This is a genomic window from Tenuifilum thalassicum (assembly GCF_013265555.1).
GTDB classification, from domain to species: domain Bacteria; phylum Bacteroidota; class Bacteroidia; order Bacteroidales; family Tenuifilaceae; genus Tenuifilum; species Tenuifilum thalassicum.
Genome location: NZ_CP041345.1, coordinates 2,077,270 through 2,097,902 on the forward strand (window position 1 = coordinate 2,077,270; position 20,633 = coordinate 2,097,902).

Genomic DNA, 20,633 nt, shown 5'->3' on the forward strand with positions numbered 1-20,633 from the left:
TTATCTTCCGTATCCTTCCGAATATTTCCGTGTCATTCCGTATCATTCCTATAACTTCCTCTAACTTCTTCATATTCCTCATGCAGAACTACTTCGACAGGCTCAGCATGACAAACTGGTTCTTAGGGCAATTAATCTAAATTGCGATGCAAAGTTTCATTTTCGCTCTTTGGAGTAGTTTTTTCGTGCATCGCAAATCACTTTGGGTCTTGTTAATTCTACCATTCCTTAGCCCCTACGGGGCAATGTTTTCAAACTTTACTAATTGGTTGATTCTGAGCACTCATTTCTAAACACCAAAAACTAAAAACCAAACACGGTCTCAAATCTTCCGACACCTTCCGAATATTTCCGAATCATTCCGACTAATTCATTCCTATAACTTCCTTTAACTTCTTCTAACTTCCTCAAATTCTTCAAGAAGAGATGACTCGACTACGCTCGGCATGACAATACTGGTTCTTTGGGCAATTAATCCAAATTGCGATGCAACGTTTCATATTAGCTCTTTGGCTTGGTTCTTCCGTGCATCGCAAATCACTTTGGGGCTTGTTAATTCTACCATTCCTTAGCCCCTACGGGGCAAAATTTTCAATCTTTATTAATTGGTAGATTCTTATCACACTTTTCTAAACACCAAAAACTAAAAACCAAACACGGTTCTTCCGAATATTTCCGATTCATTCCGATTCATTCCTTTAACTTCCTCTAACTTCTTTTAACTCCCTCAAATTCCTCAACAAGAGATGCCTCGACTACGCTCGGCATGACAATAATTCAAGATTTCAGATTCAAGACTTGTCCGGCATTGACGGATTCAAGAATTGTCACATGAACTTCCGATTCGTTCCGATTATTTCCGAATCATTCCGATTCATTCATTCCTCTAACTTCCTCTAACTTCTTTTAACTTCTTCTCATTCTTTTACATAACAATGGCTCCCAATTCATACCACCAGCCCCCTCCCCCTTTAGCTTTTATTAAAAAAATATTACATTTGGCACAAATTTCAATTATCAAGCTATAAATTAAACCAATGGTTTCCTTTAAAAATCGTCTTGTTTGGATAACTGGAGCCTCATCGGGGATAGGTCGCGAGCTGGCCTTACTACTTGCCGAAGAAGGGGCACACCTTATACTATCGTCGAACGATCCCAAGGAGCTATCAAAAGTTGCCGATGAGTGTCGCGAGTTCACTTCATTCTGTCAGGAATATCCTTTTGATCTGTCAAAACCCGAAGAGGTTAATAGCACTGCCGAAACAGTTGTAAACACCTTTGGGAACATCTATCTTCTTATAAATAATGGTGGCATAAGCCAACGTTCGCTGGTTAAAGACACACCAGTAGAGATTGATAGAAGGATAATGGAAATCGACTATTTCTCATATGTCATACTTACCAAAGCGGTTCTACCTGGAATGATTGAAGCCGGCGAAGGTTTTATTGCTGCAACAAGCAGCATATCGGGCAAGTTTGGATTCCCACTTCGTTCGGCATATGCTGCAGCTAAACATGCCATTCAGGGGTTCTTTGAAACCCTCCGGGCCGAAGCAAAACCGCACAATATCTCGGTAACCATTGCCTACCCTGGACGTATCCAAACCAACATCTCGCTTCATGCTATCGACTCAAAAGGCAATAAGCATGGAGTTATGGATCCAGGACAACAAAACGGCATGCCTGCCCGAGAATGTGCCAAAAGATATATTCGAGCAATAAAAAAGCGCAAACCCGAGGTTTACATTGGAAAAAGCGAAATACTTATGGTGCATATCAAACGCCTGTTCCCAAGGCTCTTTTTCAGAATAGTAACTAAAATCAAACCCACATAAATATGTCAAGTATAATTTACGGTATTCAGCAAGTTGGAATTGGTGTTTCAAGTTTAACTGAAGCATGGAAGTGGTATAAAGAATATCTTGGTTTTGATATCCGAATTTTTGAGGATAGCACCGTTGCAGAGCTAATGCTACCCTATACTGGCGGGCAGCCCCAACATCGCCATGCTGCGCTTGCTCTTAATATGCAAGGTGGTGGCGGTCTTGAAATTTGGCAATACAAAGGCAGAACCCCGCTAATGCCTAACTTCCAGCTACAGCTGGGCGACCTTGGTATATTTGCTGCCAAAATTAAATGCCCCGATGTTAAAAAGGCCTACGAATTCTTTTCAAGCAAGGGTGTACCCGTCAGCCCATTGGCAATGAGCCCCAAAAATGAAGAGCACTTCTTCATTCGAGACCCCTTTGGTAACTTCTTTGAAATTTACCAGCACAACTTCGTTTTCAAAAACGAGAAGAAACCAGTCTCTGGCATTGGTGGTGTAATAATAGGAGTGTCGGATATTGATGCAGCACTTAAAGTTTATCGTGATATCTTAGGATACGATACCATTATTTATGATAAAACTGGCAATTTTGACGACCTAAGCGAGATTCCTGGCGGCAACGAGCAGTTCCGAAGAATGCTACTGACACATTCTGAAGTTAGAAGTGGAAGTTTCAGCAACTTCTTTGGCCAATCGGAGATTGAGTTGGTTCAGGTAATTGGTCGAGAGCCCAATAAGATATTCAAAGATAGATTTTGGGGAGACCTTGGATTCATTCATTTGTGTTTCGATATTAAAAACATGAACGACCTGGAGAAAGAGTGTGTTGAGAAAGGCTTCCCATTTACAGTAAACTCAAATGTTAAGCATAACGAGAAAGGCAGCTTTGACATGGGCGAAGCAGCCGGCCATTTTTCATACATTGAAGATCCTGATGGTACCTTAATTGAGTTTGTGGAAACACATCGCGTACCGCTAATCAAACCCCTAGGCATTCAACTCAACATGGATAAACGCGACCCACACAAACCCATTCCTAACTGGATAACAAAACTTCTTAGTTTAAAGAGAGTTAAACACATTTAACATGAAAGGCTACCCAAATGGTAGCCTTAACTTTTCTGTTAAAATCACTACATCAATTCTTTCATCATATAAATTGGCTTAATACTTTTTCTAATTTTGATGTAAAGATTTTATAGATGCGAATCTACTTGCTTGTTTTTATTTTTTTTGTTCAAAACGTATTTTCTCAAACCATTAACCACTGGGAAACTGCTATTTTCCCTAGCGATACCTGGCGATACAGGGCAAACACTTCGCAGCCTCCAAATGATTGGTATTTACCTAGTTTCGACCATAGTATATGGCCAAGCGGTTCTGGTGGTTTTGGTTACGGCGACGATGACGATGCTACAATCATTCAAAACTGCATATCGGTTAGTATTAGAAAAACTTTTAACGTAGTAAATGCTAGCGAAATAGCAATGGCCGTTCTTAGCGTTGATTATGACGATGCCTTTATTGCATGGCTAAACGGAGTTGAAATAGCACGCTCCGAAGGTCTTAAAGACCTAAAAGCCGCATGGGATACACCTTCGATTGTCAATCATGAAGCATCAATGTACCTTGGCGGATTCCCAACGGATTATTTAATTAACAGCGATTCGCTAACCAATGCTTTAAAGGAAGGCGTCAACGTTCTGGCTATTGAAGCCCATAATACGAGTACTAGCTCGTCGGACCTTAGTATTATACCGTACCTATCGTTTGGAATTACCACTGGCAATAAGTACTTCCGTCCAACACCCGACTGGTTTAATCCGCCTATAACTTCACTAAATAGCAACCTTCCAATTGTAATAATAGACACCCAAGGACAAGCAGTTCAATCCGATAATGAGATTGTTGCCAAGATGAAAGTCGTTGACAAACAAGTTCTACCAAACAGCATAACCGACAACGAATATACCTATAACGGCTACATCCATTTTGAGTACCGCGGGCAATCGTCGTTATGGAACGACTGGCCTAAGAAAAGTTACAACGTGGAACTTATTGATGAGCTAGGCCAAAACATCGACTCCGCTCTCATGGGAATGCCTCGTGGCAACGATTGGGCACTATATGGGCCATACAACGACAAATCGTTAATTCGAAATGCCTTAGCCTACGAAATTGGACGCCGAATGGGAAGGTATGCACCAAGAACTGCTTTCTGCGAACTGATGGTTAACAACCAATACTTAGGACTTTACCTGCTAATCGAGAAAATTCGCCGTGATAAAGATAGAGTTGATATTGCCAAACTTAAAGAAGATGAAATATCAGGTGACGACCTAACTGGTGGATACATTATTAAAATTGACAAGGGCGACTTTGATGAGTTTGGCTGGCAATCGCCATATACTACAAATGGAAAACCTATAAGTTTTCTATGGCATTACCCTAAACCCGAGCAAATACAACCCGCACAAAAAAGCTATATCAAAAACTACGTCACCACATTTGAAAACACACTCAGCTCAAGCTACTGGAACGATTACTTTTTAGGCTACTATAGATACATCGATTTAGAATCGGCTGCCGATTACTTTTTGGTAAATGAGCTCACCAAAAACATCGACGCCTATCGTATTAGCACATTTTTGTATAAGGACAAGGACAGCAAAGGAGGGAAGCTATCATTTGGGCCGATTTGGGACTACGACCTCTCATTTGGAAATGCCAACTACTACGATGGCGACTCTCCTGAAGGCTGGATTTACAAATCGATTAGCCCCGACGATTACTTCCAACCAACATTCTGGTGGGCAAAATTCACCACCGATGATAGGTTCAACAACCTTGTTCGTTGCCGCTGGGAAAAGCTAAAACAGGATGGCCTGTTCACTCCCAATGGAATTAATTCCATTATCGACAGCATGACCACTCTAATTTCCGATGCCCGCATTAGAAATTTCAATACGTTTAATTCCATTGGCATATGGGTTTGGCCAAACGCATTTGTTGGCAACACTTATGAAGAGGAGATAAACTACCTCAAAACCTTTGCCACCAATAGGATAAAATGGCTCGACACCTACCTACCCGGAGTTTGCATGGATGATAAAGACACAATACTAGTATCGGCTATTCCAAATCCATTTTCGGCATATTTTGATTTAAGAGTGATTCTACCTAAAAAAGGAGAAATTACCATTAAGCTAACATCTATCTCAGGCAATACAATACTGCAGATAAATAAACATGTTGAAGAGACATCATTTGCATATCGAATTCAAAGCCAAAACCTTCAAAAGGGGATTTATATACTCACAGTATACTTAAATGGGAAATATTTAGGCGCAGTTAAGCTTATAAAAACCTAAGGCTTTGATTAATCCCAACTATTTATTAAGCGATTAACAGCTTCAAAAACATCGTCCAACGGGAACCCTCGAGAAACTCCAAAGCGAATAAGTTTATTCCGCAAATCATAGCTATTCTTTGCCTTTATCTGTACTTTTTTCTTTTTAAGCAAATCAAAAAGATTTTCGGATGTTTTTTCATCGCTAAGCTCACTTAGAGCAGCATCAATAATCTCTTTTGATATTTTTTTTGCCGATAGCATGGTTCTAATCTTAATTGGCCCCCATTTATTGAACTTACTTTTTTCTCTTACATATAGCCTGGCAAATCTCTGATCATCGACAAAACCATCGTGCTTTAGGCTTGTAATTATTTTGTTGATATCATTTTGGGCAACCCCCCATTGAGTTAGCTTTTGAATAAGGTCGTATGTACATTTTTCGCGTTGTGCACATAAACGCTGAAGCCTTTCTAAGGCTTTTTCAGGTGTTATACTATTCTGAGAACTGCTCATTTAATTCGATGATTTTGCTACAGCAAAACGTACTCTATCCCTAAAATCGTTTAAAATTCTAACATCATTAAAGCCATTACTTTTTAGAAGTTCACTCACCTCATTACCAAGCGCTTCGTTAATTTCAAGATACAGCTGACCATCGCGATTTAAGTGATTGAAAGCGAAATTTACAATAGCCTCATAAAAAATCAATGGTTTTTCATCGGGAACAAAAAGGGCTAAATGAGGCTCATGGTCAAGCACATTACTCTTCATAAGTGGTTTTTCTGACTCACGCACATACGGCGGATTGCTAACAATAATATCGAAATGCAAATTATTAAGCGCAAGGGGATTAAAAATATCAGATTTAATAAAGCTAACATTCAAACCATTCAGCTCTGCATTTTCTCTGGCCAGCGTAAGGGCATCATCCGAAATATCAATACCTGTCACCCTAGAATCTGGAATGGTATTAGCCAGAGCCAGCGCAATGCATCCGCTGCCTGTTCCTATATCAAGAATGGTTGGAGTTTTAGTTCTATTTTCTTTCACAACTAACGAAACCAACTCCTCTGTCTCGGGTCGAGGAATCAGCACAGAAGGGTTTACTTTTATTTTCAAATCGAAAAAATGGGTGTAGCCAATAGCGTATTGAACCGGTTGCCCAGCAATAATATCAGTTAAGACCCTATCAAACTCTTTTAACTTTTCAGGTTTTACTTCATCGTTAGGATTAAGAAATACGCTATGATAGGGTATATCTAGGATTGACTCAACAATCAGTTTTTTCAATGATTGAATTTCGTCAGCATTAAAAACACCTTCAAGTTTTTGTGAAATAATCTTTAGTATATCGCTCAGGGTTACAGGCTCCATAAATTTTCACTAACTTTGTATGAAAACAAAAGTAAGCAAAATATGGATAATGCCGAAGTTCACCGTAAATACATGGCGCGTTGCCTTGAACTAGCACTTGGCGGACAAGGTAATGTGGCGCCAAACCCGTTGGTTGGTGCAGTTATTGTTCATAATGGTAAAATTATAGGCGAGGGCTTTCATGCCGTTTACGGGCAGGCGCATGCGGAGGTGAACGCCATAAACTCTGTACAAAACAAGGAGCTACTAAAAGAATCAACCTTATATGTTTCATTGGAACCCTGTTCGCATTATGGTAAAACCCCACCCTGCACCGAACGGATAATTGAGCATGAGATACCAAGAGTTGTTATTGCAACAACCGACCCAAACCCCAAGGTGGCAGGTCGTGGCATTGAGGTTTTACGGAATAGCGGCAAAGAGGTAATTACCGGCGTACTTGAAGATGAGGCAAAAGAGCTGAACCGAAGGTTTATCACCTTTCATACAAAAAAGCGCCCCTACGTTATCCTAAAATGGGCGCAAACCATGGACGGATTCATTGATAAAATCCGCGAGGCCAATGAGCCCGTTGGCTCTAACTGGATTACTAACGAGCTGGCCCGCTCATTGGTTCACCGCTGGCGTAGCGAAGAGCAAGCCATAATTGTTGGAACCAACACAGTTGAAAAAGACAACCCCCGCTTAAATGTAAGAAACTGGAGCGGCCGCCCCCCTGTTCGAGTTGTTATTGACAGGAAGTTACGACTACCACTAAACTCAAATGTATTTGACGGTAGTCAGCCAACACTTTTAATCACCGGGAACAACAGTAGTTCTCAAGCCCGAAAGCATGAATTCACTGGTATCGAAAATCTTGAGATAATCACCATTGATTTTGCCAAAGGGATTGAGAATCAAATCTTAAAAGAGCTTGCCGAACGCGATATTATCTCGGTAATCATTGAGGGTGGCGGTATGGTTCTTAGTAGTTTCATTAAAAAGAACCTTTGGGATGAAGCCCGCATGTTTGTTGGAAACAAATTTTTTGGCGATGGAATAAAAGCCCCTACCCTTTCAGGCAAACTAATCTCTTATGACGAAATTGGCGATAGCAAACTTTTTGTCTACAGGAGAAGCAGACAGGGCTAACTTCATCAAATAAAAAAACTAGTTAACTCCAACTAACTTCATCTATCTTTAGTGTTGTGGCATAAAGTTTGAATAATGCCACATTATATTTTTTGTACAAAATTTAAAAATCATGAGTTTTAAAAAAGCCATATTAGCGCTATGCTTGATAGTTCCAGCTAAGTCATTTTCCCAAAGATGCAATTGCTACAACGATTTCATTTGGTTAAAAAACACATTTGAAAAAAACGATGCTGGTTTTGAATGGACAATTAACAAAAAAGGGGTTGAAACATATAATAATTTTAGCGATTCAATAACTTCAATAGCTAAAGTAACATCTGAAATGACTTCTTGCGAAAACTTATTAAACGATTGGACAAAATTTTTCAGGAAAGGACACATTGGGATTTACTCAAACTCTACTGCTAGCAACACTCACAAACCAACCCTTGTATCAAAAACCATGGAGTGCAACACAAATGAGTTAAATAAAATTGAAAAAGGAATTCAAGGAATTTGGCAGATTGATTCCACATATGCACTTGGCATTACATTATTAAACGATAGTTCCAACCGAAAATATGTTGGCAGCATAGTTGAATCTAAAACACCTGAGTGGAAACAAGGAGAAATCAAAATTGAATTTTTTGAAAACAATAATAAGTTAAAGGCCAATTACTACATGCGCGACCACTCATTTAATACATTTGATGTTGAACAGCTAAGCGATAACGAGCTAAAAGTTGGTTATATATATTTGGTTAGAAAAAGTAAAATGAATAGCATTGACCCTTTAGAGTCAGAAATACTTTTTACTGACCAATGCAAAGTAGTTGAGCTTTCAAATAAAACAATGCTTATTAGAATACCATCGTTCGAGTATAGCCAGAAGCATCAAATTGACAAAGCCATCTCAAAGAATCTTAAAGCCATAACAAGCCACGAGAACCTGATAATTGATTTAAGGGACAATGGAGGTGGAGCCGATAATAGTTTTAGCAGCTTAGTTCCATTAATCTACACAAATCCTATTCAATATCATTCAGTAGAGTTCTTGGCCACGCCTCTTAACATTGAATCCTTTAAAGGCATGAACAGCTCTTTTTTGGCCAGAATCCTAATCAGGAAATACATAAAAAAACTAGAAAGAAACCCCGGACAATATGTGAATCTTTTTGATGATGAAATCATTACTGTAAAACAAAAAAAGATATACAAAAATCCATCAAAAATTTATGTTTTAGTAAACGAAGGCTGTGCTAGTTCAACAGAACAGTTCATTTTAGAAGCAAAACAAAGTTCAAAAGTGAAAATTGTTGGGACAAACACCTTTGGTGCACTTGATGTTTCAAATGTAACTACAATAAATTCACCCGATAGCTTATTTACATTAATCTATTCAATGTCTAGAACCCTTGCTCCTCAAAATGAACGAATAGATGGCATCGGTATTAAACCTGATATAATAATACCAAGAACAGTAATGCGTCTTGAATGGATAAAGTTTGCTAAGGGAAAAATTGAAGCAGAACAAAATTAGCGCACTTAACCTTGAAGGTTAAGAACTTGAACATGGTTGATTTGTGCTTGAAGTAGATAAATTACCTTATCGCAACTGCACAATCCCAAGCCATTAACATTAAAGGCAAATATTTAACTAATCGGCAATGATTGCTGCTTCCTTAACTATCTTCGACTTTCTTGCGAAAAGCACAAGGGCTACTACACACAGCACTCCAGAAATAGACAACGTAAGCTGTACTCCTATTGAAGGGCTGATTGCACCCAAAAGCAAACTCCCAATAGGAGTTATTCCCATAAACGACAGGCCATATAAAGCAACCACTCTACCTCTCATCTTTTCGTCAACAATATGCTGTAATAAAGTATTAACTGCAGCAAACTGAACAATCATACCAAAACCGATAAAGAAAATTACAGCGAGAGATATTAAAGGAATATTTGATAATGAAAAGACAAATATTCCAACACTAAAAATGGCAGATGCAAAAAGAATATCTTTAGGTAAATCTTTTATTCCTTTCCTAGAAGCCAGGTAAAACGCCCCCAGTAGAGCACCAGCACCTAGAGCCCCAGTTAGAAAACCTAACATCTGTGAATCACCTCTTAAGATATCACGTGCAAAAACGGGAAGGAACACCTGAAATGGCAAGCCTATAAACCCGATTGCTGATATTAGCAACAATAAGTTTCGTATTGCCTGATTTTTAAACGAATACCTTATACCTTCGGTCAGCTCTTGGAGCACTGACCCCTTGCTGCGCTTCACTATGCGTGACGCAACCCTCATGGCCAAAAGCGATGCAATGACTGCCATGAAGCTAACGCCGTTAATAAAAAAGCACCACCCCTCGCCAAACCATGCAATTAAGAAACCACCAATAGTTGGACCAATAAAACGGGCCGAGTTAATTAGTGTTGAGTTCAGGGCAATGGCATTCTGAAGTAAATCCTTTTCACCCACCATTTCGATAAGGAATGCATGTCGGAATGGTGTATCAAAAGCAAGGGCTAGCCCATTAATCGCAGATATGAGAATTATTTGCCAAATTTGAATTAAACCTGTTAGACTCAATAATGCTAAAGTAAACGCCATTAACATTGAAAGAGTTTGTGTTCCAACAAGCACCCTACGTCGATTTAACCTATCGGCATAAACACCTGCTATAGGAGTAAGAAAGAGTGATGGGATCTGACCAGCAAAGCCAACAGCACCAAGCAAAAAAGGGGAGTTTGTTAAGCGATAGATTAACCATCCCAAAGCAAGATTCTGAATGTATGTACCCATTAGGGATACAATCTGGCCGGAAAAAAACATTCGGAAGTTTGGGCTCTTCAACGCCCTAAACGCAAAGCCAACTCTTGTAAAATATGAACGAATATCGATAAACCGAAACACCTCAAAATAGCATTTTGAATCTTAGACCCTTGCTTTTTGAGTCATAATATGGCGAAACAAGCGCCACAACCTTTTTAGTTTTGTTCTTCTTAAACTTTAAACGTTCAAAAGCAAAATAGCTGATTTTGGTGCTAAGTATACCTATACCCGCACCAGCCACCACATCGGTAACCCAATGCTTATTGTTTATTACCCTGGCAAAACCTATTGTACTGGCTACAAGATAACCTGAAACGCCTATCCAAATAGAATGGTCCTTGTATTCCTGCCACAAAAATTCCGCTCCGGAAAAGGCAAGTGTTGTGTGCCCCGATGGGAATGAATTGGTTGCACTGCTATCGGGTCGCATTACGTTTGTTGTGTACTTTAATGTCTGAACAACAGCGGTTTGCAGCAAAAAAGAACCCGTTAGAACCGCTGTTCTATCCCAAAAGGAATGCTTAGCCTTTAAACCTGCATCATCCAATATGTAAACCGCCAAACCAGGAGCGTACTGAAAATAGTCGTCAGCACGATACTTGGTATTTATATGCTCCAACACCTCGCTCCTTATTCCCAAATTCCAACTCTTTAGATGGGGATTATCAAAACCAATTATACCGTAACTAATTAACACGGCAGGAATTATTGTATTCCGAAACTTTAAATCGTACTCGTATTCAAAATTCCTTTTGTTTAACGGTAATGTATCGGAATTCTGAGCTACAAGATTAATTGACAATAAGAGTAAAACAAAAAATAAAATTATCCGATTGGCTTTCATCTTTTCATTTGTGGAATTGCAAAAATATGTTTTTCGATACAACTTTGAAACTTTTTCACCACTGAGTTTGTGACATATATCAAAAAAATAACCCTCAGCTATACACTGCTTAAGGATTACACCTACTACTACGCTTAAAATTAATTCGATTTAAACACCTAAATCTTACGCACACCCGCTATCTCACAGCAATCCACAAAATTAACAAAGTGAATCCCGGAGCACTACAGGCATTTGCCTATGCAATAACAGAAAGCATTTTTGCTATAAATCAGCAATATAGAGTTTCTTAGTAAAAACAAATTATCAAATCCACGAATGTCGTTAAGAATCCTTTTAGAAAGATTAAACAAAACTTAAACCTGACAAAAGTCAATATTGATTATCTTTGCTAAGAAAAATTCAAACCTATGAGCACACAAAAGACTATTGCCCTTGTGGCCCATGATAATCGTAAACGCGACCTTGTAGAATGGGTTGAATGGAATTGGGCCAAACTACTTAACCATAGACTTATCTGTACCGGGACAACCGGACGTTTAGTTGAAGAGGCACTGATAAAGATGAAGAATGATGCGGGCGACCATTTGCAGCTAACCCGGCTCAAATCCGGGCCACTTGGCGGAGACCAGCAGCTTGGAGCTAAAATTGCAGAGGGCGAAATTGATATCCTAATTTTCTTTTGGGACCCCATGCAACCACAACCTCACGACGTGGATGTTAAAGCGCTTCTTCGCATTGCTACGGTTTATAATATTCCAACTGCCACCAACCGTTCAACTGCCGATTATCTTATAAGTTCACCCCTTCTTGAGCATGAGTACAAACCCGTTGTTAAGGACTATAGCAAATACATAAATCGAAAGGTTTACTAATAAAGTTTAGCCATGAACAGGGAAGAGTATCGCGAAAAGGTTAAAAAGTCTATTGATGAAATTTTTGACCAAATCGACAAACTCTCAGCTAAGGCTGAAAATGCTTCAGGAAAAGTTAGGCAGGAGTTTGAGGGAAGAATTAGAGAGCTAGAGCAACTCCGTGACCAAATGGTTGAAAAAATGGAAAAGTTTGCCGACTCCACCGACAGCAAATGGGAAGAGGTTAAGGAAACCGTAAACTCAAGCCTCGATTCTTTCAAAGAAGGTTTTAAGAAGTTGGGGTCAATTTTTGAGAAAAAGGAATAACAAAAAAACTACTAATGAAAGAATTTGCTCTTTATGCAGGTATAGCCATGCTTTTATTGGCATGGCTAATTGTTTTTATCGACATTCTAAAACACAAATTTCCAAACAGGGGTTTATGGATTATGTTTTGCATAACCACTCCCCCATTAACCGTGCTGTTTTACCCTTTGGTAAGAAAGTATCTTTTGAAGCAGAAGGAGAAAAGGGGTTAATTACAAATTACTTATCGCTTTCCAACTTGAATCTGATTCTTACGACCCCATTGTTAAAATCGGTTGAGATTATTCTAAATCGACCAATTTCTCTTGTATTAGCGACATGCGGGCCTATGCATGCACATGCATCATAATCACCTACTCTTACCACCCTTATGGTGTCGGGAGCATCGGGCGGGAGTTTGCTCAAATCAAGAAATTTAATAGCATCAGCCTTAAGGGCAAACTCTTCGGTAACATCAAGTTCTTGATTAATAACTTCATTTACCGCTTTTTCAATCTTTTCAACCTCATCCTGACTTAACGCATGGGATATCCTATAATCGCATTTCGATTTCTTTTTTTCCACATGGCTACTAAATGCTCTCCCACAATTATAAAACCGAACCATGGTTTGGTTTAAAATGTGCTCGGCAGTATGCATGCGAGGGTCGTAATTCTTTTCACTCATAGCTACAATCTTTTTAGCAAAAATAGGTTTAATAGATAAAAAACAAGTTCCATTAACAAAGAATGAACATCAACAATTGATAAATAGATTACTTTTGCAAATATTTTCACGGATATGTTTGAACTCTCGAAAAAAAGGTGGCAGTGGGCTGCCATGATGTTCATGGCCTTTGTTTGGGGTGCATCGTTCATACTCATGAAGCGTGGCCTCGATGCTCTCACATACATTCAAGTTGCTGCACTTCGCATTTTTATTAGTTTCATCCTTTTACTACCCCTTGCCATTAAGAACCTAAAACTGGTTAACCGGAAAAATTTCCTTCCTCTTTTAGGATGTGGGTTAATAGGTAATTTTTTTCCAGCCTTTTTATTCACTCTTTCTGAAACTCAGATTTCTAGTTCGCTTGCTGGAATACTAAACAGTTTGACACCTTTCTTTACTGTAATTGCAGGTGTATGGCTTTTCAAACATAAACCCAACAAGTTCCAGATTACCGGGGTTATTATTGGATTTATTGGCGCCGCACTTCTAATCACTAATGGAAAATTCAACTCTTTTGGACACATTAATGTTTATGCCCTGTTTGTGGTACTGGCTACCTTCTTTTATGGCATAAACTCTAACCTTATTCGATTTAAACTTGTAGGCCTTAATGGTATTCAGATAACCTCGCTGATTTTCTTTTTCATAGGACCTTTAGCTGGTATAATTCTCCCTTTTACAAATTTCACCGCCGCATTCCAATCGCCCTATTTCTGGAGCAGCATGCTGGCAACATTTACGCTGGCTGCATTTGGTTCGGTAATCACACTATTCGTATTTAACAACCTGATACACTATACAAGCGCAATATTTGCATCATCGGTTACATACATAATTCCGTTTTTTGCATTGGTTTGGGGAATAATTGATGGCGAACACATTGGTGTAATTCACATAACCGCCATGATTATAATACTGATAGGCGTTTACCTATCAAGCCTTAAACGAAAGCCTAAGATATTATAGAATAGAAAGTAAGCGCTACTTACTCTTTTGATAATTGCTGTAACCTTTCCACCTGCTTTTTGCTAAACCTAAATGTATAAGGTTGATATCCAAAATATGTTCTTAACTCTATATCTGTAGCGTTTTTGAACTCTTCAACAACTTTTTTGGGGAGTGGAGTCACAAAAACATCAAAGTATTTTGTTTCGGATGAAACATTTGGCAGCGCGTTATCTATCTGAATGGTGTCGTTAATACTCAAACTGGAATAACTTGTATTTGTGCTAGTCTGGGATGATGTATTGATTCTTCCATTTTTCAGCTCAAACCTCTCACCATTAATTTTAATGTATGATTTATTAGCAAGTGGGAGTTTGGGCCTTTTACTCTCAACAGTCCAGTAAATCAAGGTGCTATCAAAGTTTGAACTGTAGTTTCGCTCAAAAGTAATTTCAGTGATATTGTTTCTTACCTTACGCTCCTTTGGATAGCGCTTTATCTGGTAAGTAATTCGCTTACAGTTTCTAAAACTATCATCAACAGCCTTGTATGGTCTCCATACATGAGTTGAGCACGAGGTAAGCAGCATGAAGATTAATAAAATATCGCGTTTCATAATTTTGAATATTTTTTTTAATCAAATGTGCAATCATTATGCCATAACATATGCTAAAACCTTTCAAATCCAGGGATGCTATCAATTTTTATAGGACGACCATTTTTCAATCCTACTCCTATAACTTTTGCCTTTACTGCAATCTTCTGCTCAGGTAGTTTAACCACCTCCTGCTCGAAAATCATCCTTAAGAACCCCTCCTTATGCGCATTTAGCCTAACAATAAATTTATCACCACTGGTGAGGGAATATTTGTAGTCAATTTCGATGCGGGATACAACCAGGTCAATTCCCTCATCGTGCAGCTTGGCAAAATCGATTCCCTTGCTCAACAAAAACTTATGGCGGGTATGCTCAAGGTAATTAAGGTAACGAGCATTGTTTACAATTCCCTGCAGGTCGCATTCGTAGTCCCTGACTTCAAACTCTAACTCAAAAGTGTTCGTCATAATCGTTTTGCTATTTTTAATGGTTATATATTTGAGCAGTATGGATAGGGCCTGGTTTTCTGTACCTTCGCAACGAAGGTAACTCGATACAGATTACTTTTATTACCTATCGAACCCATACTGCTACTTTATTTGTCTAACAACTTGTTGTATTTTATTCCAATCATTTTTGCTGCTTTATTTTACTGTTCGAGCATTGGCGTAAAACAAGAATTGGGTTACCCTGGCAGGTTTGGGGCATATCTTTAATTCAGTATGTTTTGCCACCATGCCAAACTGTTTTATCTACCTGTTAATTTATCGATACAGCATATTTATCAGTTTAAGCACCGTTAATTAAATTGATTACTATTCCTGAAAAAACCGCAATGCCAAAACTTAAAAGGGTTCCCACCAATACGTATTCGCTTTTCTGGGTCGCATTAAATCTTAGAATCGACTTGGCTGCAATAATAAGCCCAACCGCTTCGTACTGACCAACAAGAATTAATGCCAAAGCCAGCAGTCGTTCCGTTATGCCAATAAGCTTTCCCGCATTAGGAAGACCTTTTTCTTCATCATTATCAGAATTTTCAACTGGTGTCTCAATTGAGAAAGCAAGAAACAAGAACTTAATGATAATATTGGCAGGCTTGGTACAAAGAATGAATCCTGCAATAATGGCTAACGTCCTAGTTTCCAGCTCAAACAAAAAATGTATACCATGAGTATAATCATACCATAAAACAATACCGGTAATGGCGATGAGGTGCAAAAGCTGGTCGGCAAAAAACAGGTTAACGGCCCGTGTTTTACGAATCAGGCTGCTTTTTACTCCATCGATTAAAGAGTGGATAACAGTCAGCAAAATAGCAGCCCGCCAAAATCCAAAATCAAAAGACAGAATATAGCTGGTAATTAATACAACTGCTGCATGGTAGAAAAGATATGGAGATAAAACCTTTAAATATCTTTTATCGCACCAGCGTTGTGGTTGCAGTATAAAATCGGATAGCAAATGGGCTATGAGCTGCAGGATAATAAGTTGAGCTACCATCATTGGATTGTGTTCTCAAAATAGGTTACTGCTTTTTCAATAGAGAGCCAACCTGCTGCAGTAGAATGCTGGCTAACGGTTGATTGATATCTTTTAAGCTTTTCTGATATCTCCTTTTCACTTAAACCAAGCAGTTTATAGTAAAGCACCTCGCTTTGTTTTGCTGAGCATTTTGAAATTATCGTATCAAGTAATGAGAGCAATGTATCAAATTGCTCCTGTTGTTTTTTATCGGATGAACAAAAGAACATGGTGTTTTTAATAACAATTTTCTGCTTGTTCGAGGAAGAAAGGTTTTTTATCGCCCTTCCCGACAAGTAAATTGCTTCCCCATCAATAATGCCATTTTCAGGGTCAATTGTTTCAAGTGGTGCAACTGCTATGGCAAGTCTTATTCCATGCTCATTGAAATACTTTAAACGCGCCCTCTTTCCCCTCTCCTTTTTAAATTGAAATGTTTTAACATAGGTTTTAAGTAAAAGGGCTATTCTTAAAGCATATTCAGGTGATTTTATAGCACACTCAATATAATCGCCTTGAACTAACCTGCCGTAAAATGAGTATTTTTCATATTTCTTTGTCAGGTTAGACAGTAGTTCTTTTATGCCGGTTTCTAACTCCCTCTTCTCATCCTCAAATAAGGAGGTATAAGAGATAACATCGGCTGAGATAGTAGAGCAATTCATAAAAAAATAGTTTATCGGCTAATATACTGATAATTTTAATATATCGGTAATAAAGCCGATATTTTTAACATGATCTTGCAGTATTACGAAAACATTTTTTTTCTAAAACTTACAATCAGAAATATACTCAAATTTTTCCATAATACATTTTGGAGCATTTAAAACTAATGCCAACTTCTAAGTTTGTATCCTTTTATTGCATAGAACAGAATAACAAGATACGATGGAATCAGAATCAGGTAAGCTGTTTGTGGAGAGTAAACATCGGAAAGGTAACCCCAAATCAGCGGTAAAATGGCGCCACCGGCAATGGCCATAATAAGAACAGCCGAACCGGTTTTGATAAATTTACCCAAGTCGTGAATAGCAAGAGGCCAAATGGCGGGCCAAACCAAGGCATTTGCCAAACCAAGCAGTGCCAATGCTAGTATTGAAGTGGTACTCCCACCTATAATTACAATTATGCTAAGTGCTATTCCAAGAACGGCCGAGACAATAAGAGCAGAACGTTGCGAAATTACCCTAGGGATAAAAATAATCCCAGCCAGGTAGCCGATAATCATGGCAACAAGCGTATACGACGTAAACGCTTTTGCGGTATCAATCATTACACCCTGCGACATTCCATATCGAATAATGGTATCACCGGCAATAACCTCAACTCCAACGTAGAAAAACAGAGCAATAGCACCCAAAATAAGTTGCGGAAACTGGAAGATACTACTCCTGCCTTGAGTGGAATTGCTCAGCGTTTCAGCCTCATCCTCGGTCTCAACATCAGGAAGCGGAGCATACCTAATGGCAATTCCAAGTAGCACCAGTATGGCGGTCATTACCAGATACGGGTTAATGGCTCTGTGAGCCAGCGCATCGAGGGCTGCTGTGCGGGCAGCTGCATCCAACCCCTCTAACGATTTAACAAATGCATCGCCATCATTTAAAATGTAGTAAGCCAGCACTAAGGGCGCCAGGGCCCCGGCAACCTTATTGCAAATTCCCATAATGCTAATTCTACGGGCAGCACTTTCGCGCGGCCCGATTATGGTGATATAGGGATTAGCTGCGGTTTGCAAAACAGCCAAACCTGCCCCCATTACAAAGAGTCCGCTTAAAAACACCCAGTAGGTTCTTGTAAGAGCAGCGGGTACAAATAGCAGCGTTCCAGCAGCCATAACCAGCAGGCCAACCGTCATCCCCTTATGAAACCCCGTTTTCTTAAGCACCCACGCTGCGGGCAATGCCATTACAGTGTACGAAATATAGAAGGCAAAAGCAACTAAAGTTGCCTCAAAATCGGTTAGCTCACATGAAATTTTGAAATAGGGAATAAGAATTCCGTTGAGCCAGGTTACAAAACCGAAAATGAAAAAAAGTGCCCCAATAATAAGCATGGGCAAAAATCCGCCCCTCTCGTTAGGTTTAGTCATGGTTGTAAATTTTTGTAGCAAAGGTTTTTCAAAAATAGGAAAATTGTCAATGAGAAAGCAGTTCAAATAATCTTTTATCTTGATTTTTGATTTCCTCATTTAAACTTTAATCGTAATTATATCGCTCCAACTAGTCGTATATTTGGGAGAAACCTTCTCCTGCCGAAGTTTCCACTTCCTTCCGGCGCCCTGCGCCGCTATTTTCACTGTGCCCCTGCCGTACTTGTCGTTAATCTTATCCATGGCAGCCATAAGCCGATTATGCTTTTCCCTATCTATTGTATCAAAAAGCGAGGTTTGAATATGTTGATTTGTAGAAATTCCACTAACTATTACACCCGCCTTCTTATAGCTGTAACCCGGCTTGTAAATCCTTTTTAATGCCTCAATAGCATAATGAGCAAGTTCAATGGAACTACTTGTAGGCACTGGTAAAGTAATTGTTTTACTGGCAGAGTATTGTGGCAGGTCGTCGCGAAAATAGTTGGTATGAGCAAACACCATAACGATTTGCGCCACCGATTTCTGTTTACGTAGTTTATGCGCACAGTTTGCAGCAAACGAAGCAACGGCCTCTTTTAGATAGCCCAAATCGGTTTGCATCTCGCCAAAGGATCGAGTAGTTGCTATAGCTTTTTTAGGTGGAGCTGTATGCTCCAGATCGATACACGGGATACCAAGTAGCTCTTTCTGAGTTCTTAAACCCACAACCGACATGTGTCTTCGCACCCATCCAGCAGGCATTTTTGTAAAATCGTAGGCTGTATTAACTCCGTAACGCATCAGAAATTTACTATACTGGCGCCCTATTCCCCACACCTCGCCTATTTCATAATTTTTAAGCGCTTCCACTCGTTGCTCATCGGTTGCAATCATATACACCCCATTATGAGCCGGTTGCTTTTTGGCAATGTGGTTTGCCACCTTGGCAAGGGTTTTTGTCGGCGCTATACCCAGGCTAATGGGAATCCCGGTATTTCGCATGGTGGTTTTACGGATTTGGCTGGCATATTCAATTAAATCGACATACCTAAATCCGTGCAGCCCAAGGAAAGCCTCGTCAATGGAGTAAATTTCGATATCGGGCGTAAAGCTGGCAAGAGTATTCATCACCCTTTGGCTCATATCGCCATACAAGGTGTAGTTCGAAGAAAAAACAGCAACGTTGTGCCTTTCAATCGTGTCCTTGATTTTAAAGGCAGGCTCACCCATTTTAATACCTAAAGCCTTGGCCTCGTTGCTGCGAGCAATAACGCAGCCATCGTTATTTGACAGGACAATTACCGGTTTTCCAATGAGCGAAGGATTAAACACCCGCTCACACGACGCATAAAAGTTGTTGCAATCGGCAAGGACGTACATGGTTAGAACTTATGAATAACGTAGGTTACAATGCCCCAAACCACAAAGTCGTTCTCCTCGGTAACCCGGATTGGTTTGTAAGCCGGATTTGCAGGCATAAGGTAAATGCCATCCTTCTTTATTCTGATTGTTTTAAGAGTAAACTCGCCATCGATATAGCAAACTGCTTTTAGGCCATCGGCAGGAGGGATGGACTTGTCAATCACCAGGATATCGCCATCGTTAATTCCCTCGTCAACCATTGAATCGCCACGCACCCGACCATAAAAAGTAGAGCTGGGATTTTTAACAAGCTCCTTATTCAAATCAAAAGCTAAATCGATATAATCCTGCGCAGGCGATGGAAACCCAGCCTTAATACCTTCGGCTAATGGTAGCGATAGTTCTGTAGTGGTATCGGCCGAGTAAAAGTCTATTTTGTTTGTTTTTACTAAAAGCTTCATTCTGCAATTTCGTCCTTCGCTGCCTCAATCTTTTTTATCACCTTAAGTACTGATGAAATACGAGAATGATTTCTAGTGGTTTTTGGGAAAAGGATTAGCAATGCTACTAAATAGCCACTCATCACCCCCTTAATCAAACCCGACATGTAAGCATCTGTTCGATTCAAAAAGAATATTACCCCAAGGGCAAGAATGGCATATACCACAAGCAGAAAAAGGGTAAACGACTGCTTTCTGGCCAATCGCTTATGATACTGAATACGTGAATTCAGGTAAATTTCATCGAAACCAGCCAAAAGTTTGGTTCTTTCATCATCTGTAAAACCTTTCTCCGATTCTACAAGAGTTTTAATTAATGTTTCTTTATTCATACATAACCAATTTGTTGTTTACAAATTTACTAATTGAAAGCGGACCAACAAGCAGGTAA

General features: G+C 39.4%; 23 protein-coding genes. 10 read left to right on the forward strand and 13 right to left on the reverse strand.

What is annotated here, in order from left to right; translation table 11 throughout:
• Positions 1-446: 446 nt before the first annotated feature.
• The 4 genes from FHG85_RS13320 to FHG85_RS08735 all read left to right on the forward strand — a co-directional run bounded on the left by FHG85_RS13320 (position 447) and on the right by FHG85_RS08735 (position 5,199).
• Positions 447-572, forward strand: coding sequence for a hypothetical protein (locus FHG85_RS13320; protein ID WP_262886939.1), 126 nt, complete (start codon positions 447-449; stop codon positions 570-572).
• Positions 573-1,037: 465 nt separating this feature from the next.
• Entirely contained in the window at positions 1,038-1,835 is a 798-nt protein-coding gene (locus FHG85_RS08725; RefSeq protein ID WP_173074965.1) for an SDR family oxidoreductase, read from the forward strand.
• A 2-nt stretch (positions 1,836-1,837) separates the two neighbouring features.
• The gene (locus tag FHG85_RS08730) at positions 1,838-2,914 is read left to right on the forward strand and encodes a VOC family protein (RefSeq protein WP_173074967.1); all 1,077 of its coding nucleotides are present in this window, start codon (positions 1,838-1,840) and stop codon (positions 2,912-2,914) included.
• Between the two features lie 116 nt (positions 2,915-3,030).
• Complete coding sequence (locus FHG85_RS08735) at positions 3,031-5,199, forward strand: CotH kinase family protein (RefSeq protein WP_173074969.1); 2,169 nt, start codon at positions 3,031-3,033, stop codon at positions 5,197-5,199.
• Positions 5,200-5,207: 8 nt separating this feature from the next.
• Here the strand turns inward: FHG85_RS08735 and FHG85_RS08740 are convergent, their stop codons facing one another.
• On the reverse strand, positions 5,208-5,693 hold the full coding sequence (locus tag FHG85_RS08740; RefSeq protein ID WP_173074971.1) for a regulatory protein RecX: 486 nt from the start codon (positions 5,691-5,693) through the stop codon (positions 5,208-5,210).
• Entirely contained in the window at positions 5,694-6,554 is an 861-nt protein-coding gene (gene prmC, locus FHG85_RS08745) for a peptide chain release factor N(5)-glutamine methyltransferase (RefSeq protein WP_173074973.1), read from the reverse strand. It lies immediately after the preceding gene.
• Between the two features lie 42 nt (positions 6,555-6,596).
• Between prmC and ribD the strand changes: the two genes are divergently transcribed.
• Together ribD and FHG85_RS08755 are read left to right on the forward strand one after the other, a co-directional pair.
• Positions 6,597-7,685, forward strand: coding sequence for a bifunctional diaminohydroxyphosphoribosylaminopyrimidine deaminase/5-amino-6-(5-phosphoribosylamino)uracil reductase RibD (gene ribD / locus FHG85_RS08750; protein ID WP_220429192.1), 1,089 nt, complete (start codon positions 6,597-6,599; stop codon positions 7,683-7,685).
• A 112-nt stretch (positions 7,686-7,797) separates the two neighbouring features.
• The gene (locus tag FHG85_RS08755; protein WP_173074975.1) at positions 7,798-9,207 is read left to right on the forward strand and encodes a S41 family peptidase; all 1,410 of its coding nucleotides are present in this window, start codon (positions 7,798-7,800) and stop codon (positions 9,205-9,207) included.
• A gap of 117 nt (positions 9,208-9,324) precedes the next feature.
• On the opposite strand, the gene FHG85_RS08760 is transcribed toward FHG85_RS08755, so the two are convergent.
• Together FHG85_RS08760 and FHG85_RS08765 are read right to left on the reverse strand one after the other, a co-directional pair.
• Positions 9,325-10,587 carry an MFS transporter gene (locus tag FHG85_RS08760; protein WP_220429193.1) on the reverse strand — a complete coding sequence of 421 codons (1,263 nt, stop codon included), beginning with the start codon at positions 10,585-10,587 and terminating at the stop codon, positions 9,325-9,327.
• Between the two features lies 1 nt (position 10,588).
• The gene (locus FHG85_RS08765; protein ID WP_173074977.1) at positions 10,589-11,350 is read right to left on the reverse strand and encodes a phosphatase PAP2 family protein; all 762 of its coding nucleotides are present in this window, start codon (positions 11,348-11,350) and stop codon (positions 10,589-10,591) included.
• A 410-nt stretch (positions 11,351-11,760) separates the two neighbouring features.
• Between FHG85_RS08765 and FHG85_RS08770 the strand changes: the two genes are divergently transcribed.
• From FHG85_RS08770 to FHG85_RS08780, 3 genes are read left to right on the forward strand one after another with little or no spacing between them, the layout of a single operon-like run.
• Positions 11,761-12,225 carry a methylglyoxal synthase gene (locus FHG85_RS08770; protein ID WP_173074978.1) on the forward strand — a complete coding sequence of 155 codons (465 nt, stop codon included), beginning with the start codon at positions 11,761-11,763 and terminating at the stop codon, positions 12,223-12,225.
• Positions 12,226-12,237: 12 nt separating this feature from the next.
• Complete coding sequence (locus tag FHG85_RS08775) at positions 12,238-12,531, forward strand: sll1863 family stress response protein (RefSeq protein WP_173074980.1); 294 nt, start codon at positions 12,238-12,240, stop codon at positions 12,529-12,531.
• 14 nt (positions 12,532-12,545) lie between these two features.
• Positions 12,546-12,743 (forward strand): PLDc N-terminal domain-containing protein, encoded by a 198-nt coding sequence (locus FHG85_RS08780; protein ID WP_173074982.1) that lies wholly within the window; start codon positions 12,546-12,548, stop codon positions 12,741-12,743.
• A gap of 7 nt (positions 12,744-12,750) precedes the next feature.
• Here FHG85_RS08780 and FHG85_RS08785 read toward each other — a convergent pair whose 3' ends face one another.
• The gene (locus FHG85_RS08785; RefSeq protein WP_173074984.1) at positions 12,751-13,197 is read right to left on the reverse strand and encodes an alanyl-tRNA editing protein; all 447 of its coding nucleotides are present in this window, start codon (positions 13,195-13,197) and stop codon (positions 12,751-12,753) included.
• A gap of 114 nt (positions 13,198-13,311) precedes the next feature.
• Between FHG85_RS08785 and FHG85_RS08790 the strand changes: the two genes are divergently transcribed.
• Entirely contained in the window at positions 13,312-14,205 is an 894-nt protein-coding gene (locus FHG85_RS08790) for a DMT family transporter (RefSeq protein ID WP_173074986.1), read from the forward strand.
• Positions 14,206-14,224: 19 nt separating this feature from the next.
• On the opposite strand, the gene FHG85_RS08795 is transcribed toward FHG85_RS08790, so the two are convergent.
• The 8 genes from FHG85_RS08795 to FHG85_RS08830 form a co-directional block, all read right to left on the reverse strand.
• Entirely contained in the window at positions 14,225-14,800 is a 576-nt protein-coding gene (locus FHG85_RS08795) for a hypothetical protein (protein WP_173074988.1), read from the reverse strand.
• 53 nt (positions 14,801-14,853) lie between these two features.
• Complete coding sequence (locus tag FHG85_RS08800; RefSeq protein ID WP_173074990.1) at positions 14,854-15,249, reverse strand: acyl-CoA thioesterase; 396 nt, start codon at positions 15,247-15,249, stop codon at positions 14,854-14,856.
• A gap of 322 nt (positions 15,250-15,571) precedes the next feature.
• Entirely contained in the window at positions 15,572-16,288 is a 717-nt protein-coding gene (locus tag FHG85_RS08805) for a DUF3307 domain-containing protein (protein ID WP_173074992.1), read from the reverse strand.
• Positions 16,285-16,971 carry a fumarate hydratase gene (locus FHG85_RS08810; RefSeq protein WP_173074994.1) on the reverse strand — a complete coding sequence of 229 codons (687 nt, stop codon included), beginning with the start codon at positions 16,969-16,971 and terminating at the stop codon, positions 16,285-16,287. Before FHG85_RS08810 ends, FHG85_RS08805 begins: the two co-directional genes overlap by 4 nt.
• A 164-nt stretch (positions 16,972-17,135) precedes the next feature.
• Positions 17,136-18,398, reverse strand: a complete 1,263-nt coding sequence (locus FHG85_RS08815) for a sugar MFS transporter (RefSeq protein WP_173074996.1) — start codon at positions 18,396-18,398, stop codon at positions 17,136-17,138.
• 99 nt (positions 18,399-18,497) lie between these two features.
• Entirely contained in the window at positions 18,498-19,760 is a 1,263-nt protein-coding gene (locus FHG85_RS08820; RefSeq protein ID WP_173074998.1) for a Y-family DNA polymerase, read from the reverse strand.
• Positions 19,761-19,762: 2 nt separating this feature from the next.
• Complete coding sequence (locus FHG85_RS08825; protein WP_173075000.1) at positions 19,763-20,203, reverse strand: LexA family protein; 441 nt, start codon at positions 20,201-20,203, stop codon at positions 19,763-19,765.
• Positions 20,200-20,574, reverse strand: coding sequence for a hypothetical protein (locus tag FHG85_RS08830; RefSeq protein ID WP_173075002.1), 375 nt, complete (start codon positions 20,572-20,574; stop codon positions 20,200-20,202). Before FHG85_RS08830 ends, FHG85_RS08825 begins: the two co-directional genes overlap by 4 nt.
• Between the last annotated feature and the right edge of the window lie 59 nt (positions 20,575-20,633).

What these genes read in the sequence shown, in the direction of transcription:
- FHG85_RS13320 (WP_262886939.1), top strand. Translation starts at nt 447, where the DNA reads ATGACAATACTGGTTCTTTGGGCAATTAATCCAAATTGCGATGCAACG.
- FHG85_RS08725 (WP_173074965.1), top strand. Translation starts at nt 1,038, where the DNA reads ATGGTTTCCTTTAAAAATCGTCTTGTTTGGATAACTGGAGCCTCATCG.
- FHG85_RS08730 (WP_173074967.1), top strand. Translation starts at nt 1,838, where the DNA reads ATGTCAAGTATAATTTACGGTATTCAGCAAGTTGGAATTGGTGTTTCA.
- FHG85_RS08735 (WP_173074969.1), top strand. Translation starts at nt 3,031, where the DNA reads ATGCGAATCTACTTGCTTGTTTTTATTTTTTTTGTTCAAAACGTATTT.
- FHG85_RS08740 (WP_173074971.1), bottom strand. Translation starts at nt 5,693, where the DNA reads ATGAGCAGTTCTCAGAATAGTATAACACCTGAAAAAGCCTTAGAAAGG.
- prmC (WP_173074973.1), bottom strand. Translation starts at nt 6,554, where the DNA reads ATGGAGCCTGTAACCCTGAGCGATATACTAAAGATTATTTCACAAAAA.
- ribD (WP_220429192.1), top strand. Translation starts at nt 6,597, where the DNA reads ATGGATAATGCCGAAGTTCACCGTAAATACATGGCGCGTTGCCTTGAA.
- FHG85_RS08755 (WP_173074975.1), top strand. Translation starts at nt 7,798, where the DNA reads ATGAGTTTTAAAAAAGCCATATTAGCGCTATGCTTGATAGTTCCAGCT.
- FHG85_RS08765 (WP_173074977.1), bottom strand. Translation starts at nt 11,350, where the DNA reads ATGAAAGCCAATCGGATAATTTTATTTTTTGTTTTACTCTTATTGTCA.
- FHG85_RS08770 (WP_173074978.1), top strand. Translation starts at nt 11,761, where the DNA reads ATGAGCACACAAAAGACTATTGCCCTTGTGGCCCATGATAATCGTAAA.
- FHG85_RS08775 (WP_173074980.1), top strand. Translation starts at nt 12,238, where the DNA reads ATGAACAGGGAAGAGTATCGCGAAAAGGTTAAAAAGTCTATTGATGAA.
- FHG85_RS08780 (WP_173074982.1), top strand. Translation starts at nt 12,546, where the DNA reads ATGAAAGAATTTGCTCTTTATGCAGGTATAGCCATGCTTTTATTGGCA.
- FHG85_RS08785 (WP_173074984.1), bottom strand. Translation starts at nt 13,197, where the DNA reads ATGAGTGAAAAGAATTACGACCCTCGCATGCATACTGCCGAGCACATT.
- FHG85_RS08790 (WP_173074986.1), top strand. Translation starts at nt 13,312, where the DNA reads ATGTTTGAACTCTCGAAAAAAAGGTGGCAGTGGGCTGCCATGATGTTC.
- FHG85_RS08795 (WP_173074988.1), bottom strand. Translation starts at nt 14,800, where the DNA reads ATGAAACGCGATATTTTATTAATCTTCATGCTGCTTACCTCGTGCTCA.
- FHG85_RS08800 (WP_173074990.1), bottom strand. Translation starts at nt 15,249, where the DNA reads ATGACGAACACTTTTGAGTTAGAGTTTGAAGTCAGGGACTACGAATGC.
- FHG85_RS08805 (WP_173074992.1), bottom strand. Translation starts at nt 16,288, where the DNA reads ATGATGGTAGCTCAACTTATTATCCTGCAGCTCATAGCCCATTTGCTA.
- FHG85_RS08810 (WP_173074994.1), bottom strand. Translation starts at nt 16,971, where the DNA reads ATGAATTGCTCTACTATCTCAGCCGATGTTATCTCTTATACCTCCTTA.
- FHG85_RS08815 (WP_173074996.1), bottom strand. Translation starts at nt 18,398, where the DNA reads ATGACTAAACCTAACGAGAGGGGCGGATTTTTGCCCATGCTTATTATT.
- FHG85_RS08820 (WP_173074998.1), bottom strand. Translation starts at nt 19,760, where the DNA reads ATGTACGTCCTTGCCGATTGCAACAACTTTTATGCGTCGTGTGAGCGG.
- FHG85_RS08825 (WP_173075000.1), bottom strand. Translation starts at nt 20,203, where the DNA reads ATGAAGCTTTTAGTAAAAACAAACAAAATAGACTTTTACTCGGCCGAT.
- FHG85_RS08830 (WP_173075002.1), bottom strand. Translation starts at nt 20,574, where the DNA reads ATGAATAAAGAAACATTAATTAAAACTCTTGTAGAATCGGAGAAAGGT.